At 55.2% G+C, this 15,799-nt stretch carries 11 protein-coding genes; 4 read left to right on the top strand and 7 right to left on the bottom strand.

The features are described from left to right. Positions 1–8: 8 nt before the first annotated feature. From ACT3TF_RS01940 to tssI, 3 genes are read right to left on the bottom strand one after another with little or no spacing between them, the layout of a single operon-like run. Complete coding sequence (locus ACT3TF_RS01940; RefSeq protein ID WP_444625246.1) at positions 9–3,269, bottom strand: hypothetical protein; 3,261 nt, start codon at positions 3,267–3,269, stop codon at positions 9–11. Then, entirely contained in the window at positions 3,266–4,087 is an 822-nt protein-coding gene (locus tag ACT3TF_RS01945; RefSeq protein ID WP_444671464.1) for a DUF4123 domain-containing protein, read from the bottom strand. Before ACT3TF_RS01945 ends, ACT3TF_RS01940 begins: the two co-directional genes overlap by 4 nt. After that, positions 4,072–6,198, bottom strand: a complete 2,127-nt coding sequence (tssI, locus tag ACT3TF_RS01950) for a type VI secretion system tip protein TssI/VgrG (protein WP_444671465.1) — start codon at positions 6,196–6,198, stop codon at positions 4,072–4,074. The genes ACT3TF_RS01945 and tssI overlap by 16 nt, the downstream gene beginning before the upstream one ends. A 241-nt stretch (positions 6,199–6,439) precedes the next feature. On the opposite strand from tssI, the gene ACT3TF_RS01955 reads away from it, so the two are divergent. Continuing rightward, complete coding sequence (locus ACT3TF_RS01955; protein ID WP_441684658.1) at positions 6,440–7,156, top strand: trimeric intracellular cation channel family protein; 717 nt, start codon at positions 6,440–6,442, stop codon at positions 7,154–7,156. Positions 7,157–7,161: 5 nt separating this feature from the next. Here the strand turns inward: ACT3TF_RS01955 and ACT3TF_RS01960 are convergent, their stop codons facing one another. After that, positions 7,162–10,107: a hypothetical protein gene (locus tag ACT3TF_RS01960; protein ID WP_444671466.1), complete on the bottom strand. Its 2,946-nt coding sequence runs from the start codon at positions 10,105–10,107 to the stop codon at positions 7,162–7,164. Positions 10,108–10,216: 109 nt separating this feature from the next. Here ACT3TF_RS01960 and ACT3TF_RS01965 point away from each other — a divergent pair, with 109 nt between their 5' ends. Further along, positions 10,217–10,924 carry a DUF3581 family protein gene (locus ACT3TF_RS01965; protein ID WP_441684662.1) on the top strand — a complete coding sequence of 236 codons (708 nt, stop codon included), beginning with the start codon at positions 10,217–10,219 and terminating at the stop codon, positions 10,922–10,924. 29 nt (positions 10,925–10,953) lie between these two features. Here ACT3TF_RS01965 and ACT3TF_RS01970 read toward each other — a convergent pair whose 3' ends face one another. From ACT3TF_RS01970 to ACT3TF_RS01980, 3 genes are all read right to left on the bottom strand, one after another. Further along, positions 10,954–12,678: a potassium/proton antiporter gene (locus ACT3TF_RS01970; protein ID WP_444625250.1), complete on the bottom strand. Its 1,725-nt coding sequence runs from the start codon at positions 12,676–12,678 to the stop codon at positions 10,954–10,956. 94 nt (positions 12,679–12,772) lie between these two features. Beyond that, a complete protein-coding gene (locus tag ACT3TF_RS01975) occupies positions 12,773–13,183 on the bottom strand; it encodes a hypothetical protein (protein WP_444671467.1) in 411 nt (136 codons plus the stop codon). 64 nt (positions 13,184–13,247) lie between these two features. Then, a complete protein-coding gene (locus tag ACT3TF_RS01980; RefSeq protein WP_444671468.1) occupies positions 13,248–13,436 on the bottom strand; it encodes a hypothetical protein in 189 nt (62 codons plus the stop codon). A 126-nt stretch (positions 13,437–13,562) separates the two neighbouring features. On the opposite strand from ACT3TF_RS01980, the gene ACT3TF_RS01985 reads away from it, so the two are divergent. Next, positions 13,563–15,062, top strand: coding sequence for a CoA-acylating methylmalonate-semialdehyde dehydrogenase (locus ACT3TF_RS01985; RefSeq protein WP_441684667.1), 1,500 nt, complete (start codon positions 13,563–13,565; stop codon positions 15,060–15,062). Between the two features lie 88 nt (positions 15,063–15,150). After that, positions 15,151–15,753: a peroxidase-related enzyme gene (locus ACT3TF_RS01990; RefSeq protein WP_441684669.1), complete on the top strand. Its 603-nt coding sequence runs from the start codon at positions 15,151–15,153 to the stop codon at positions 15,751–15,753. The last annotated feature ends 46 nt before the right edge of the window (positions 15,754–15,799 follow it).

A 15,799-nucleotide genomic window follows, 5' to 3' on the forward strand; every position in this document is an offset into this window, starting at 1 on the left:
TTCCTTATTTAGCGGCTTTCTGCAGTAGCACACACTTCCGTTGCAAGTCCTGCGACGTAGCCGCGGTAGTTAACTTTTGCTAAAGCAGCTTGCTGACTCCTTGTGCCAACCCGCTCCATAAATCCCTCCAAGTCACGTTTACGGCGCTGGTAGGCATGGCTCGGGTCGTCATGCCATGGCTTGCCGGTCTCGCTCATACAAATAAGCGCTTTGGCAAACAGATATTGTGAGGGCGTGGGGGCTTCTCTGCTAAAGCGACACAGTGTCCCATAAACGCCGGTCGTGACACCCTCTACAATCCAGCCTAAGCAGTTAGCAATGGCGATTTGCTGATAGTCCAATGCTTCATGAGCATTAAAGCTTTGGCTGTTGCCACCACTTCTTCCTCTACCGGGCTCTTCTACCTCAAACCTTCTTGGATCGCTAACGAGCAGGTATAGCAGTGCTCCCAGCGAATCAGGAGTGAGCTGCTGCACCCAAGCTTTCATCTGATCTAAATCCTCGCCATCGCGCGTTGCGAGTACATATGCAATCGGCCCCGCGTTCTGCCCACCGATCATGGCACTATAGAGCCGCTCGATACCTGCTTGGCCGCGAGCGGCAAGCAGACCGACATTCAGCAGGGTGGTGGTGGCGAGATAGCCCAGCCGGCCCATGCTTTGGTAGGCGTCATCATCGATCCAATCGGGTTGGACGTAGTTGTTATCCACCATGGCGCGATGGAGCATCACTAGCCACAAATCCAGGCTGTCGATATCCAGTTCGACGGAAAAACTGCCCCCAGCTCCTTTGCCGATCACGACGCGTGCGGCCATACGTAACACGAACTTGCCGTTCTGCATCCCCAGTGCTAAGCCAAGCCTTCCCCCTAAGCCTTCAGCCACTTCCATCGCAAGGGTGGCGGTGCCAAGTTTGCGCCACCCCGTCAGTGACTGACTGGCGCGCTGCATGTTCATCTCGGAGCGCGCCGCCCGGTTGGGGAGGATGCGTTCTAGGTTAGCGGGTGGCTCCCAGCTTAATGCGCAGCGGGTTTCGATACTCAGCCGGGCACCGGCAAAGGCCTCGATGGTTGCGCCTTCGGCTTCCCGTTTTGCCCAATCGACACCGCTCACGCTGAGGCCTTCCTCGCCAAGGGAGATGCCCGTCTCGGCCGCCAGTGCTAGGCTGGCACCCGCAAACCCTTTGGCAACTGCGTCCACGACTAAGACATAGCGGCCTAATGCGCGCTGTTCATCAACCTCGGAGAGAGTGGCGACCACCTGCTGAGCCTGCTCTTCTCGCGGCAGGACTAGTCGCCCCAGTGGCAGCTCCCCCCGCGCCAGGCTAAAGGTGCCCTTGGTTTCCCAGCGATAGGTGGCCTCGGCAGAACTCTTGTTTGAATCACTATCATCGAGTTGCCACATACCATTGGAAGGCCGCTTGATGGCAAGCTCGTCGCGCCGTGTGGTCTTCAGCCCGTTACTTCCGCCACTGCTCATTTCCAGTTCGCCGTCTAAGAACGTCAGTGTGGATTGCTGGGCGACGACATCCCAGGGGGTATCGCGGTCGCCGTCACTGCGTGGTTCGTTGAGATCAAACCTGGCCATGCCGACCAGCCGCATCATCTGGGCCTGAGCGCTGGCGTCGAACAAGCGCAGCCGTTCACGGCTCGGGCCGGTGAACAGAATTTTCTGCAGCGCGGCTCCCCACTGTTCTTTACTGGCGCCGTCGAGAGAGTCAACTTCATGCCCCTGCTCCTCAAGGTAGGCGAAAAAGCTTTCAGGCTGGAAAAAACCCAACGGCTCTTCATGCCAGTCGAAACGATGCTCTATTGGCTCACAGCCACGCCCTTGCAGCCATTGGGAGAGCGCGCTTTCAGGCGCCTCCCATAACTTTGCAGGCAATACCCCGTCCGCGCCCATGGAATTATCCAGCCGTTGCCGCTCGGTTCGGGTCATGGCGGGCATCAACTGATAAAGGCTGAGGTGACTGAGCGACTGGCCTGCCTGGGGGGAGCTAAACTCGCGTAATGGGAAATCACGGCGAACCAGCAGCTCGATCTCGCGCTTCTGGTAGCCCATAGCATGGCGGTCGTCTTCTATATCGGTATGCCAGATAAGGACGCGACCGGGCTCCATCTTGCTGACGGCGTCATCGGTCCGTGTGAACAGATCGCTTAGCGTCTCCTGGAGGTTTTCATAATGTTGCCGTTCTTGTTCGAACAAAAAGATAGGCAGTTTGGCATTGCCGGCGGTGCCGCTTTCCCATTCGCTGAGTTTTTCCTCAACCGCCTGGTGTAACTCGACGCTTTGCTTGAGCACTTTGCAGTAAGTGTCGAAGGCACTGACACCCTCGTCCAGCGCCTCTGTTTCGACGTTGGCTGCCGATAGCGCCAGTTCGGGGGTGGCGATACCGAGCGAAGCAAGGGTGAGGATACTCTCCAGATAGTCGCTATACTTGCTTTCCTGCTGCTCAGAGAGCTGCTGGACGTGGCCCACAAAGTTACATTGCTGCGCTGCCTCGTCAGGCGGCATGGATTCGCACAAACCAATGAAGGTTTGATACTCGGCGAGCACCTCTTGCAGCGAGAAGGGAGTGGCTTCTCCTTCGCTTCCAGGGTTGAAGTGATACTCGCGCTGAGCCAAGGCCCGGCACGAACGGTAGGTTTCCAACGCCTGCTCGATTTCTGTTTCCCAGGGACCATAGTAGTTTTCACCTTCGATACTATAGCCCGCTTCCTGCGCGCGATTTAGGCCCGCTTGGTAAAGGTCACGCAGTTCGTCTTCCAGGCGCACAGCGCTGGGGTCTCTGAAATGTCGCGCTAAGTGATCCAATAACGCGGGCGTCGTGAATTGCCAGAGCAAAGAGCGTTGGCGCGCAATGCGATCTTCCAAGCTCTCTTGGTCAACAGAGGTAATTTCAATTAGCTGTTCGAAACACGACTTATAACGTGCTCTTTCGCTGTCGTCGAGGAAGTTTTCGGCGCGGGTCGGCAGTAGGCACTCCATTAGTCCGGCTTCTTCGTTGAGTACCCGAAGTCGCTCGGTGGCATCCTCTTCTTGTGTCCACGCCTTAAGCTGTTCTGCGGCTTCCAGTAAGATGTCTGAGACCTCTTCCGTCAGCAACCAGAACGTATGCGTTCCTGGCAGATACAGAATATCGGCCCAGCATTGCTCTTTGCAGACGTGCGCTGCGCTTTTCCCGGCGCTTTCGCCGTCAGATTCCGGTGGCTCAAAGATGTTGACCACCATCGGGTCAAGATGGCGCTCTGAGGTTTGCTCAGTACTCATAACAGGCGCTCCAACTGCTGTACTTTTTGGCGTGAAGAAAGGGGCGTGTTCAGAATGTCGTCTATCTGAATATGCAGCCTTTCGCCTACGTCCGTAATAATGGGCAATAGCCGCTTTAAATGATCCGAGCGGCTGATGCCTGCCTGCATCGCTATTTTCATCCGTGCCAACCAAGCATTGGGTAAAGAAGCTAGCGGTGTCTTCGTCATTCGGCTCAACCACCACGCCTGTTGGCTTTCGTTCAACGCAGATTCCATATCAGCAGTAAGCTGCCAGCGTTCCGGTGCAGAGGACGTTGGCGCATCGGCCTGCCAAATAGACCACTGGCCCTGAGGTGTGGGGGTTGCCACTTGATGCAGAGGAGTTAACCAGTGTAAGTAAATGCTTGCGGGGGCGCTGGCGAGCAGTGCGATCCAGGCCGCAGGCTGTTGAAGGTTGATCAGTGATTTGCCGCTGTGGGGGTCATCCAGTACAAAAAGGGCCCGCAAGTGGTCTGCAATGCTATGTAGGGCTTGATTTGCTTGTGGCTGGCATACCCATCCCAAACCTTGCTGGCAGAGATTTTTGGCGTAATGCCAAGCTTCACTGCCTACTTCAACATCCAGTAGCCAGGGGCTGGCATCCAGTAGAGGCGAAAGCGGCGTGCCCGCAAATAGCGTGACAAAATCACGTTTGCCGGTAAGTGATAGCAGTAGTCTGCATTGCTCAGGCGACCGGCGCTGGTCAAGTACCACAAATCCGCGCTGCCTATTCTCCATCTCAGATAGGTTATCCACCGGACGGCACCGTTCTGCTAGTTGGTTTAACCAGCCAGGCATGGGCAATCCTCGCGCGAGCATTGGGTGTTACTGATCTTGCCGCAGAGAGGCATGATGGCCGCTTCACTTAGCTGGTAATCCTTCAGCTTGGGCAGCGAGGTGGGCGGTATCGCCTCATGCACCTCAGCCATCGCATGCCCGGGCAGTAGGGGAGCCTCCACCGCCTGCCCGCTGCCATTGCCAGGGCTTCCGCCAGCGTTGACGCGTACCTTGGGGCCAGCGATGGTAATGCCGCTACCATCTAACTTAAGAAAACTGCCGCCTGCGTTCAGGGTGAGTTCGTCACCCGCTTCAAGCACGACTTTGTGACCTGCTTTGATGTGCAGCTCGCGGCCGCTTTCGCTTAGCCAGGCCTGGCCTGCGTTGATATGTAGCGTGCCGTCAACGCGGAAGTGTTGCTGGCCTTCGGTGTGTTCGAAACGGTTGCCGTGCACCGTGTGGTGGTCGTCGTTGTCGATTTCGCTGATGCGGTCGTTCTTGACCTTCAAGAAGCTGTCGTTGCGGATCTCTTCGATACGGTCGTTAAGCGTTAGCAGCTCTAAGTCTTTCTGGGCGTGGAGCCAGATCTGTTCTTCACCCGCTTCGTCTTCAAAGCGCAGCTCGTTGAAGCCTTCGGCTTTGTGGCTCTGGGTACGGATGACCGTGCGGGTTTTGTGCTCTGGCAGCGGGTAAGGCGCGGTATTCACCGCGTGATAGGTACGACCGGTGACCAGCGGCTGATCGGGGTCGCCCTCTAAGAACGAGATAATCACTTCGTGGCCAATACGCGGAATGGCGATACTGCCGTAGCCGCCGCCCGCCCAGCCTTGGGCAACGCGCACCCAGCAGCTGGCGTCTTTTCCAGCGGCTTCGCCGCTAGCCCCGGCGGTATTAGGTTCTGCGTAGCGGTCCCAGGGGAACTGTACTTTGACCCGGCCGTGTTCGTCGCAGTGAATCTCTTCGCCCTCGGGGCCCACTACAAAGGCCACCTGTGGGCCATCGACCCGGGGCTTGGGATTAGGGGTGGCTCGCCAAGGGGCATCACCGGGAATTAGCGTGACCTGGTTGTAATAACGGGTCATCCCGTTGGCATCACCCTGAGTCATGCCGTCTTCTTCCAGCGCCTGGGGCTGCTCGCCGTGGTGAATAACACTGATTGCCTGCCAATCACGGTTGAGGCTGTCAGTATCGTGATCAGTGAGTGTAAAGCGCAGGCCAGGCGCGAGCTCGGGTAGATCACTTTCGGCACTGGCGGTGATGGTCTCGCGGCGCAGCTGCTCCAGGCGAATGCGGGTAAAGGGCTCGCCGGAGGCGTCCTGCTTATAGCGGCCGGGGTAATCAAAATGTTCGTAGTCAGACTGCTGACCGTGGGCCTCAATATCGCGGCCCAGATGTTCGTGCAACTGGGCGTAGGCGGGGTTCTTGAAGCTGTAGTCTTTCAGCGTGGCGGAGGCCGCGGCGACGCGGGCCTTTTGGCTCAGCTTGCGTACGTGGCGGCTGGGAGCCGTGCCACCGGCTCGGCTGTGATAAGTGCGCTCGCCAAGGCTTGTGAGCACCTGCGGGTCGTCGGCAAAGATCAGCCGGTGGGCGCCGCCATCGCTGCCTTCACCTTGTTCAGCAAATTCATGAAAGTAGAACAGGCCTTCTTCGGCGGCAAGGCGCTCGATAAAGGCGAGATCCGTCTCGCGGTATTGAACGCAGTACTCGCGTTCAGGAAGTGTGCGATTAACCGCAAAGGCCACGTCGGTGATGCCGCGCTCATCGCACAGAGTATTGATGATAGTGAGCGGGTCGGTCTTCTGGAAAATTCGCGAGTTCTGGCGTAGCGAAAGCCGCCAAAGAGCGGGGCGCAGTACTAGAGAGTAAAAGGTGTGGCGGTGGCCTCTATCACCCCGGCCAAATTCGCTAACAATGCCGTGCACTCGGCGCAAGGCCTCACCGTCCTGCCAAATAGTCAGGGTGGCTTCGCGGTCCAGAAGGTCAGCGGCGTCTAGGCTGCCATCGCGGCTTGCCAGATTCAGGGCTAATTCAAAGGGTTGGGAGAGTTCTTCGCGGTGGGTGAAATCGATCACCGCGACATCATTAACGCCGGGTAGCGTCACCGTGAATTGCAAACCGGTGCTGAGCGTCATGCCCCCTCCAGGGATAATTGACAAGGGTAATCTAAACAAATGAGAAACGATCAGGATAACGACCTGACTCCTCACAGCAACCCTTGGTCGCTATCTAGCGGCAATGTCTTACAAGCCGTGTAGGCAATGTCTTACAAAATCAGCATTTGATGATTAAAAAGTAAACAACGTTGCCCTCATGAGCTGTGGTAGAGGTGTTATTCTGCCTGCCTTAGTCGCAGGCAAACAAAAGGAGAGGGGCGTGTCGGGGGTGATCTACTGGCTGGACATGGCGGGGGTTATTGTTTTTGCGCTTTCAGGCGTTATTTTGGCATGCCGGTCAAAAATGGATCCGATGGGGATGCTGGTACTCGCGGCGGTAACCGGGATTGGTGGCGGTACCATTCGTGATTTAGTCCTGGGCGTACGACCGGTATTTTGGGTGGCGGATCCGACGTATTTATGGGTGATTTTAGCCACCGTGTGTGTGTCCCTGGTAGGGTTTCACTATATCCATCGCCTTTCTCGCGGCTTTTTACCGGTGGCGGATGCGTTTGGGCTGGCGTTATTTACGGTGATTGGCACGCATAAAGCGCTGTTACTCGGTAGCTCCGGCACGGTGGCTGTATTGATGGGCATGATGACCGGCGTGGCGGGGGGCATGATCCGTGATGTGTTGGCCCAGCGAGTTCCGATGGTGCTGCGCGAAGAGATATACGCCACTGCCGCCATGGCCGGTGGGATTGTTTACGTGGCGCTAGACGCCTTGAACGTACCGCTGACGATAACCATTGGCGCCTCATTAAGCGTGACGCTAGGGCTGCGCTTAGCGGCAATTCACTGGCATTTAGCGCTGCCGGTGTTTGCCTGGGTCACCGTGCCGCCAAAAACCCATGATGAGAGCACAACGCCGCTGTCTAGCCCGCAAAAAGCCAAGGAGCGGGTCAGAATGATTCGTCGAGAGCGTAAAAAACGCTAACACTATCATTCTGGTTGGTGAGTTTTTTGCCAATGATCAAACCACCGGCGCGGTTGTATCACGCGTAGAGTAGGTTCGCTGTCGACTAGTTCTACGCCAACGCCCAATGGGCCGATGCGGGCATAAAGTGCCCCGTTAGCGCGCTTGTCTTGCAGAGTAACGTCGGAGAGCAGCAGCAGCGGCCCGCCGGTAAGCGTAAGATCTTGTAGCCGAATACGCTGGTCGTCGACCTGGAGTAAAGCCGTGCCGTTGATATCATGCACGTTTAACAATCTGCCTAGCCAGTCACTTTCACGGGCACGGGCTAAAAACAGCCGTGCCAGCAAGCCCGTATCGCGCATTCCCAAACGCAGCTGGCTCGTTAGGCGAATAGGGTCATCCCATTCAAGCTGCGCTTGCTCCATGCTGAGTTGTACCCACCAGCCGGCGTCCGGCGCACCTTGCTCACTTAGCCGAAACACGTTTTCTAAGCGTAAAAACGAGTCGTTGGCGGTGAAGCGCCGCGCTTGTAAATCGCCTTCGGTTAGATTTAAGTAAAATTCAACATCGCCACGTAACCGCTGATCAAGCAGCTCCATGTCAGCACCAAAGGCACGAAGCGTGATTTCTCCCTGGGCCTCTAGCCCATCAAGCCTCCATTCGCTGGCAAGATTCGCTTGCCCGCCTAGCAAGCGAACCCCGGCATCCTCGGGCAGATAGCGGTTGTAGCGAGTAAAGTCTGGCACATCGATAATCGGCATAGCGATGCGGGTGACGAAGTGCTCTGGCTGCGGCGACTTAAGCACCTCGCTAAAGCGGTCGGTTTGAGTGGTAAGCGCAAAGTGGCGGCCTTCAAGGTGGGGGCGGTCATCGTTTTGGCGCATCAGCGCGAAGTTAGGGATACCCAGCGATAGCTGAGCCTGCTCAGCGCTGTCCAACTGAGCAGTGAGTTCGCCGCGCCCGGTAGCCAAGTAGTCGAGAAAGGCGACCTCAAGCTGATTAGCATTAACGCGTAGCCGGGTAGGTGCTAGGAGCTGTTTGTCGCGAAAGGCTCCTTGAGCAAAAAGCTGGCCGCTGCCTGCCAGCGATAGGCCATGAGCATCGGGAAGAAAAGTATTTAAGAAGCCCAGCTGTTGCACGCTACCTTCAAGGGAAAACTGCCCGCTAGGCACGTTTTCGCGGCGTTGAAATCGGCCGTCGGTGAGAATCAAAATACTTTCCAGCTGCTCGTCAGGTTGCTCTAGGTTGGCCACTTGCCAGCTCAGCCGAGTGCCGCTGATATTCAACGCGGAGCCATCCAACGCCGCTTGTCGAATAGGCAGAAAAAGCTGCATATCACTTGTGAGAGTGCCGGTGCTTTCGCCGTGCTGCCAACGGGTGGTCATTCCTTCGCCGGATAGATGCACTTGCCCAGTCGCCTGCTCAGACGTTACCTGAAGCTGGCCGTGGCTGCTGGCTTGGCCGCTCAGCAGTTGAAGCGGGGCGGGCTCAGCTAATACCGCCCCCAGGTACGTTTGAAGCACGCTAATATCGGGTAGCTGTGCCGCTTGCCAACTGAGGGTTGCCGTTGCTTCTTGGCGCGCCCTTTGTGTGTCTAGCGGGATCTTTGCCGTTAACTCGATGTCAGCATCGGCAAGCAATGTTCGCTGATGGTGCGTTAGGGTCGCATTGGCGAACGTTAAGCGGGCGTCAATGTGTTCGTCAGGCGTGAGTCGTGCAGTAAGTGAGCCGCTGCCCTGTGCTTTAAAATCTAGCGTCTCGGCAGCAAGCAGCGGTGCCTGAATGGCCAGCGACGCCTGCTGAGGGCTAGCATCAACCAGCGTGGCGCTCGCCTCTATTTGTCCATTGCCGGAAAGCCGTATGCCTTTGCCGTCAAGCGTTGGCGCTAGATAGCGATCAAACATGTCCAAGCGAATCACGCGGCCCTGTAAGGCGAGCGTGACATTGGTGGGGAGATCAAGCCGGTCTAGCCGCTGATTGGGTATCTGAGTGGCAAGGCGTAGCTCAGCATTTTCAGCATAGGGATGAGTGTCAGCCAGCGTTACGTCAGCCAGTTGCGTCGAAAAATGTAGCTGATCATTCTCAACCGCCAAGCGGACTTGGCCTTTGCCGGTTGCCGTGTGGCGCGGGGGTGGGTTGTCTGCAATGAGCCAGCGCGGTGAGCCACTGGGTGTGCGTAGGCGCTGTTCATCGACCGCTAAACGCAGCGTAGGGGAATCCAGCGTTAAAACACTGCCGTGCTGTAACTCACCAGCGGTTAGATCAAGTGCGCCTGCTAAAGCCCCGCGCCCCTCAAGAGTCAGCCAGGGCAGGGCGTTGAGGTAAGGCATGAAAACATCCCAGGCATCTGCCTGCGCCTCAATCTGTAGCTGGGCAGAAAGCGCTGACAATAGATCGGGATTCAGTTCCCCCGTCGCAGCGGTCACGGGTGTCACGCTGGTTAATGTTGCATCCGCGTTGAGATTGATATCGCGTACTAACGTGGCTTGATCACTTAAACGAACTAAGCGGCCGTCAGTAATGGCCAGTGAAAAGTCGGGGATCGCTAAGGTGTCGCGCGTTAACGTGGTATCCGCCACGTGCAGCTGGCCCTGCGCCTCAAGGGCAATATCACCTACGGTGAGGCGGCGGATGCCTTCGGCATCCAGCGCTTCGATATGCAGTTCTCCGCGTAATAGGGCGAATAGAGAGAGCGAAAGAGTCGCCCGCTCGGCTTCAATGCTGATGGGCAGCGCCGCATCTTCGCGTGCTAAATACAGACCCTCTACTTCCCAGCGGCCGGGGTGGCGGCTGGCGCCCTGCTCCCAACGTATTTCAATGCCATCAAATTGAGAAATGCGCTCGGGCAGCCACTGGCTGTTGAGCAGCCAATAGCTGCCTGCCACCCAGATAGCGATGATAAACAGTAGCCCAATCAACATACTTAATAGCAGGCGTGGTAAGCGTTTTTTACGCGTGTTGGCATTTGACATAGTGGCTTCCCTAGCAGATAACTCCTGTTGAGCCGTGTTTTATGGCATTATGCGCGACGTTGGGCACTGACGGGTTTTCGATTTCAACGCTAGGCAGGCAGCTAACGCCATGTTTAAGGATTTTTACGCGCAGCGCGGAGAGTATGTAGTGATCTCTGCAGAGCAGGCCAGCCGTTTCGCTAAAGGCGTGGCTGGCGACTACAACCCTATCCATAATCCGGGAGCACGCCGTTTTTGCGTTCCTGGCGACCTGCTATTTGTACTGGTACTGACAAAGTTCGGTTTGTCGCGGCAGATGGAGTTTCGTTTCACCAACATGGTGGCGGCGGAGACGCCGCTTAAATTTTGCGAAGCGGATAATGGCTCCGTTCATGTTTGCGATGAGAGCGGGAAATGCTACTTACAAGTGCTGCGCAGTGGTGAAACCACTCACGACGTAGCCGCAGTGGAAGCCTTTGCGCGCTGCTATGTAGCGTTTTCGGGCAAAAACTTCCCGCACTATTTAAAACCGCTGATGGAGCAGCATGGGGTAATGTTCAACCCTAAACGCCCACTGGTAATCTACGACAGCATGGGCTTTTCACTCAAGCGCTTAGATGGTTTTTCACCGGGTTTAACGTTAAATCAATCGTCGCTGAGTGTTCAGGGGAAACGCGCGGATGCGCTGCTGGAGTTTTCCATTGAATCCGCCGGCGAAGCGGTCGGGGTCGGCTCTAAAAAGCTCGTGGTTAGCGGGCTTTGCAGTTACGACGCAGACGAAATGGCCGCGATTGTAGAAGAGTTTTATCGCCTAAAGGCCGCTTACGAAACGGCCTAGGCGTCAATGTGGTTGATGGCTGCTCTTACTTACTGATTAGGCTTTTCCTGTACCGTTAAGCCTACCGTGGTAATGCGACCACCGAGCGTTTCTAGCACTGCCAACGTCAGCCCTTCAATCTGTATCGAGTCGCCAGCATTCGGCTGGCCGGCTAAGGTATTGCGTAGCAGCGAATCCAGCGTCATATGCTGGTCCTCTTCTTGGATCAACAGGCCATAGGAGTGGTGTAAATCGTCTATCTTAGTGCTCCCCTTAAGCTTCAGCTCCTGATCCGGTAATTCGCTACTGATGTCATCCACGGCATCAGAGAGCACGCAGTCAATAAAGGGACGCGTTTCAGGACGAAGCACGACAAACAAATGATCGCCGGCCATTAACGTCGTTGAGCCTCGCGGTGGAATGACATCTTTACCACGGGTAATCATGGCGACCACGGTGGTATCCGGTAAGGCCATTTGTGAAAGCCGCCGTCCTGCCGCTCGCGGGTGTTCGCTCAACGTGTACTCAACGATATCAGCATCGACTTCTTCAATTGCCGTGATTTCAATACTGGCTGCTGACAAGGCGGGCGGTTTTTCAGTGAGCCTAAGCCGGCGCGCCACTAGTGGAAGCGTGGTGCCTTGGATAGTGGCTGAAATAAGCACCACGAAAAACACCACGTTGAAGATTAACTCCGCTCCTTCAAGCCCAAACATCAGCGGAAAAATAGCCAAGATAATCGGTACCGAGCCCCGCAATCCGACCCAGGCGACTAATGTAGTTTCGCGGGCGTTGAAGCCAAATAGACGCATAATCGGTATAACGGCAATCGGGCGGGCAACTAGAATCAGCACGGCGGCGATGATGAGACCTTCAAGCCAGACATCGAGTAGCGAAAGGGGATTGATCAGTAGTCCGAGCACCACAAACATCATGATCTGACTTAGCCAGGCCAGCCCGTCGTGAAATAAGAAGGTACTGCGCTGGAAGACAATTCTATGGTTACCAATCACCACGCCGGTTAAAAAAATCGCGAGGAAACCGCTGCCTCCAACATTAGCCGAGATGCCAAATGAGAGAAAGCCGCAGGCCGCGACCATCACCGGATAAAGCCCCGATGCGACAAGATGTATACGATTAATTATTTTTACTGATGCCCAGCCGACCCCAAGCCCCACGAGTGCGCCAACCCCCATTTGAAGGACGAAAAGCTCCAGCAAGCCCACGCCTGGCTGCATACCGTTAACCAGTATTTCTAGCAGGCCAACGGTCAGAAAAATCGCCATCGGGTCGTTCGAGGCGCTTTCTATTTCTAAGGTGTATTTTAGTTTTTTGTTGATATGTATGCCGGCATTACGCAATAGCGAAAAGACCGCCGCTGCGTCTGTTGATCCGACAATCGCACCTAACAGTAGGCCTTCTAACAAGGGTAAATCAAGAATATAAGCCGCCGCTAACCCCGTAATAACGGCGGTGATTAATACGCCGAATGTCGCCAGTAGAGAAGCGGGTTTCCATACTTTCTTAATCGAGGATGTCGGCGTTTGTAGGCCGCCATCAAATAGAATCATCGCGAGAGCTAGCGTGCCGAGCGCATGTGCACCAGCGGGATTGTCGAAGGCGATGCCGCCCACACCACTCTCACCCGCTAACATCCCTATGACTAAAAACAGTACTAAAACAGGTAAGCCAAGACGCGCAGATAGCTTGCTTGATACGATGCCGACTAATATCAGTATCGCGGCAAGTAAAATGAGATGATCAACTTGAAACATAAACGTAGAGCCCTTTTAACTTCGCCCATAACACGAACAGGCAGTGAACTTTCTGCCATGTCGTGACTAATAAAACAACGGTTGACTAACCGACTTACGTGCTAGGCGGGGCTCTGCTGGGAGGAAGAGAGGCGCCAAAGTAATAACGATCGTTAGGCACAAAACCGTTAACGCCGCTTTGATGGAGCAGGGGCGGCATTAGCGTGGGGAAAACGTTGCTTAAGAATCCATCGTCTGAATGTAATTTAAAGATTTGTAGAGGATTATCATCCGCTTGCTGCTTGAGTGAGTCATTTCGAATCCGCAGCTTATCCGGGATATGCGCAACGCTCGCTTTATCCGAATGACTGTGCAGGTTTTCGTGAATCTGCGCCACGCCTGCTAAATGAGGTGAGTAGAGGTGTTTAGCGGCACCCAACAGTAAGATCGAAAAACAGCAAAGAGTGAGTAGGCGGGAAACCCATCGCGATGAATGCTCCTTGTGTTCGCAACGCCCATGCCGCATGGCATCTTCCTTGAAAAAGCCGTTTGTGAGGCGCCTTTTATACCTTAGGTGAGGAATATTTGCATCAGTCTGCGATGGGCAGGACATCAATATTTACCTCCAAGCAATGCTCACCACTGCCATTCATCACGCCTTTGAGCGGCGCTACGTCGGCGTAATCCCGGCTCCAGGCGAGCACGGTGCCGTCGGTAGGATCAGTTGTCTCAATTGGGAAAGGCTCATTGACGCCACGCCGAAGATTTTGTTTACTCATATGATACCTGATGACGTTAACGTCAACTTGCTGCTATACCCTGAGCACCCATTTATTATCGCTAACGTGTGTCAGCAACCGCTTTCCAACAATAAATATGCATTTTCAAGTAATAGGAGCAGCACTATGTCCGTTCGCCAAATCCCTATGGTTATCGATGGTCAGCCCGTGCAGTCACAAAGCCAAGAGTGGCACGACGTGGTTAACCCTGCGACGCAAGAAGTGGTCGCGCGGGTGCCGTTCTGCACGGCGGAGGAAGTGGAGCGCGCGGTTAGCAGCGCCAAAGAGGCGTTTAAGACGTGGCGTAAAGTGCCGCTGGGCAAGCGTATGCGCATTATGCTCAAACTCCAGGCCTTGATTCGCGATAACACGTCGGAACTCGCGGCATTGATTACCGAAGAGCATGGCAAAACTCTGCCGGATGCGGAAGGCGAAGTAGGTCGCGGGTTAGAAGTCGTAGAACATGCTTGTTCGATTACCTCGCTACAGCTTGGCGAGCTGGCAGAAAATGCGGCGAATGAAGTGGATGTTTACACCATGCACCAGCCGCTCGGCGTTGGCGCTGGTATTACCGCGTTCAACTTTCCGATCATGTTGCCCTGTTTCATGTTTCCGCTGGCCATTGCGACCGGCAATACCTTTATTCTAAAGCCGTCGGAGCAAGACCCAAGCTCTACCATGCGCTTGGTGGAATTGGCCCACGAGGCTGGCATCCCGCCGGGGGTACTCAACGTGGTGCACGGTGGCCCGGATGTCGCCAATCAAATTGCTGATCATCAAGATATCAAAGCGCTTTCATTTATTGGCTCAACCCACGTAGGCTCGCTGCTCTATAACCGCGCGGCGGTGGCAGGCAAGCGGATGCAGGCGATGATGGGCGCTAAGAATCATTGCGTGGTTATGCCCGACGCTAACCGCAGCCAGGCCATTAATAATTTACTGGGCTCGGCATTTGGCGCCGCAGGCCAGCGCTGTATGGCCAACTCGGTGGTCGTGCTCGTGGGCGATGCTCGGGAATGGTTAAGCGATATTGTTGACGCCGCACGTAATATGAAAGTGGGGCCGGGTACCCAGCTAGATGCAGACTTAGGCCCACTAGTCTCACCCGCTGCGCGTGATCGTGTGTTGCGCTTAATCGATGCGGGTGAAAAAGAGGGTGCCAAGCTGATGGTCGATGGCCGTAACATTCAGGTAGAGGGTTACCCTAACGGTAACTTCGTTGGGCCGACGCTGTTTGCCGATGTGACCGCCGATATGACTATTTACCGCGAAGAGATCTTTGGGCCTGTGCTTTGCGTGGTTAGTGTTGAAACGCTGGATGATGCCATTGCCTTTATCAATGCCAACCCTAACGGTAACGGCACCTCGATTTTTACCAACTCAGGCTGGGTGGCGCGTCGCTTTGAAACTGACATTGATGTGGGGCAAATTGGTATTAACGTGCCGATTCCTGTCCCGGTGGCATATTTCAGCTTTACCGGTTCTCGGGCGTCGAAGCTCGGTGACTTGGGGCCAAACGGTAAGCAGGCAATCGCATTCTGGACGCAAACAAAAACCGTCACGGCACGCTGGTTCGAGCCGGAGAACGTTTCCAGTGGCATTAATAGCACGATTTCGCTGGGCTAAAAGAAACGCCGATTTTAGCTATATTAGGCCCCGCTTAAGCGGGGCCTAATGGTCGTAGGGCAAAGCAATTAACAATAAAGAGGTGATTATGTTGCCATCATTAAGTCGCTTTAACGTGCCAGAAACGCTCGAGGCGTTGCCCGACGATATTCGTACTACGATTCTGGCCGTGCAGGAAAAAGCAGGCTTTGTGCCCAATGTTTTCCTAATGCTGGCCCATCGGCCCGCTGAGTTCAGGGCATTTTTTGCCTATCACGACGCGTTAATGGAGCGGGAGTCAGAGTCGCTCACTAAAGCAGAGAAAGAGATGATTGTGGTCGCTACCAGTGCGCGAAACCGCTGCTTATATTGCGTGGTGGCGCACGGTGCGCTGGTGCGTATTTATAGTAAAGACCCGCTGTTGGCCGACCAGGTTGCGATTAATCATCGCGTGGCGCCTATTAGCGAGCGCCATCGTGTGATGCTCGATTTTGCTATGCACTGTGCGATAGATGTGGGTGAAATGACCGACGAGTGGTCTGCGCGGCTGCTGGCCGTCGGCTTCAGCCAAGAGGATTGCTGGGATATCGGTGCTATTGCAGCCTTTTTTGGTTTGTCTAATCGACTGGTCACGCTGGCGGGTACGCCGCCTAATGAGGAGTTTTATCTGATGGGGCGCATACCTCGCGAGGCATCAACTGGTAACGTTTAAGCGTTACTTACCTTCACTTTCCTTTACTGAGGCGCGGTTTTCAGTG

Origin of the sequence: Halomonas sp. AOP25-F1-15, from assembly GCF_052378675.1 — a bacterium.
Taxonomy (GTDB): Bacteria; Pseudomonadota; Gammaproteobacteria; order Pseudomonadales; family Halomonadaceae; genus Vreelandella; species Vreelandella casei.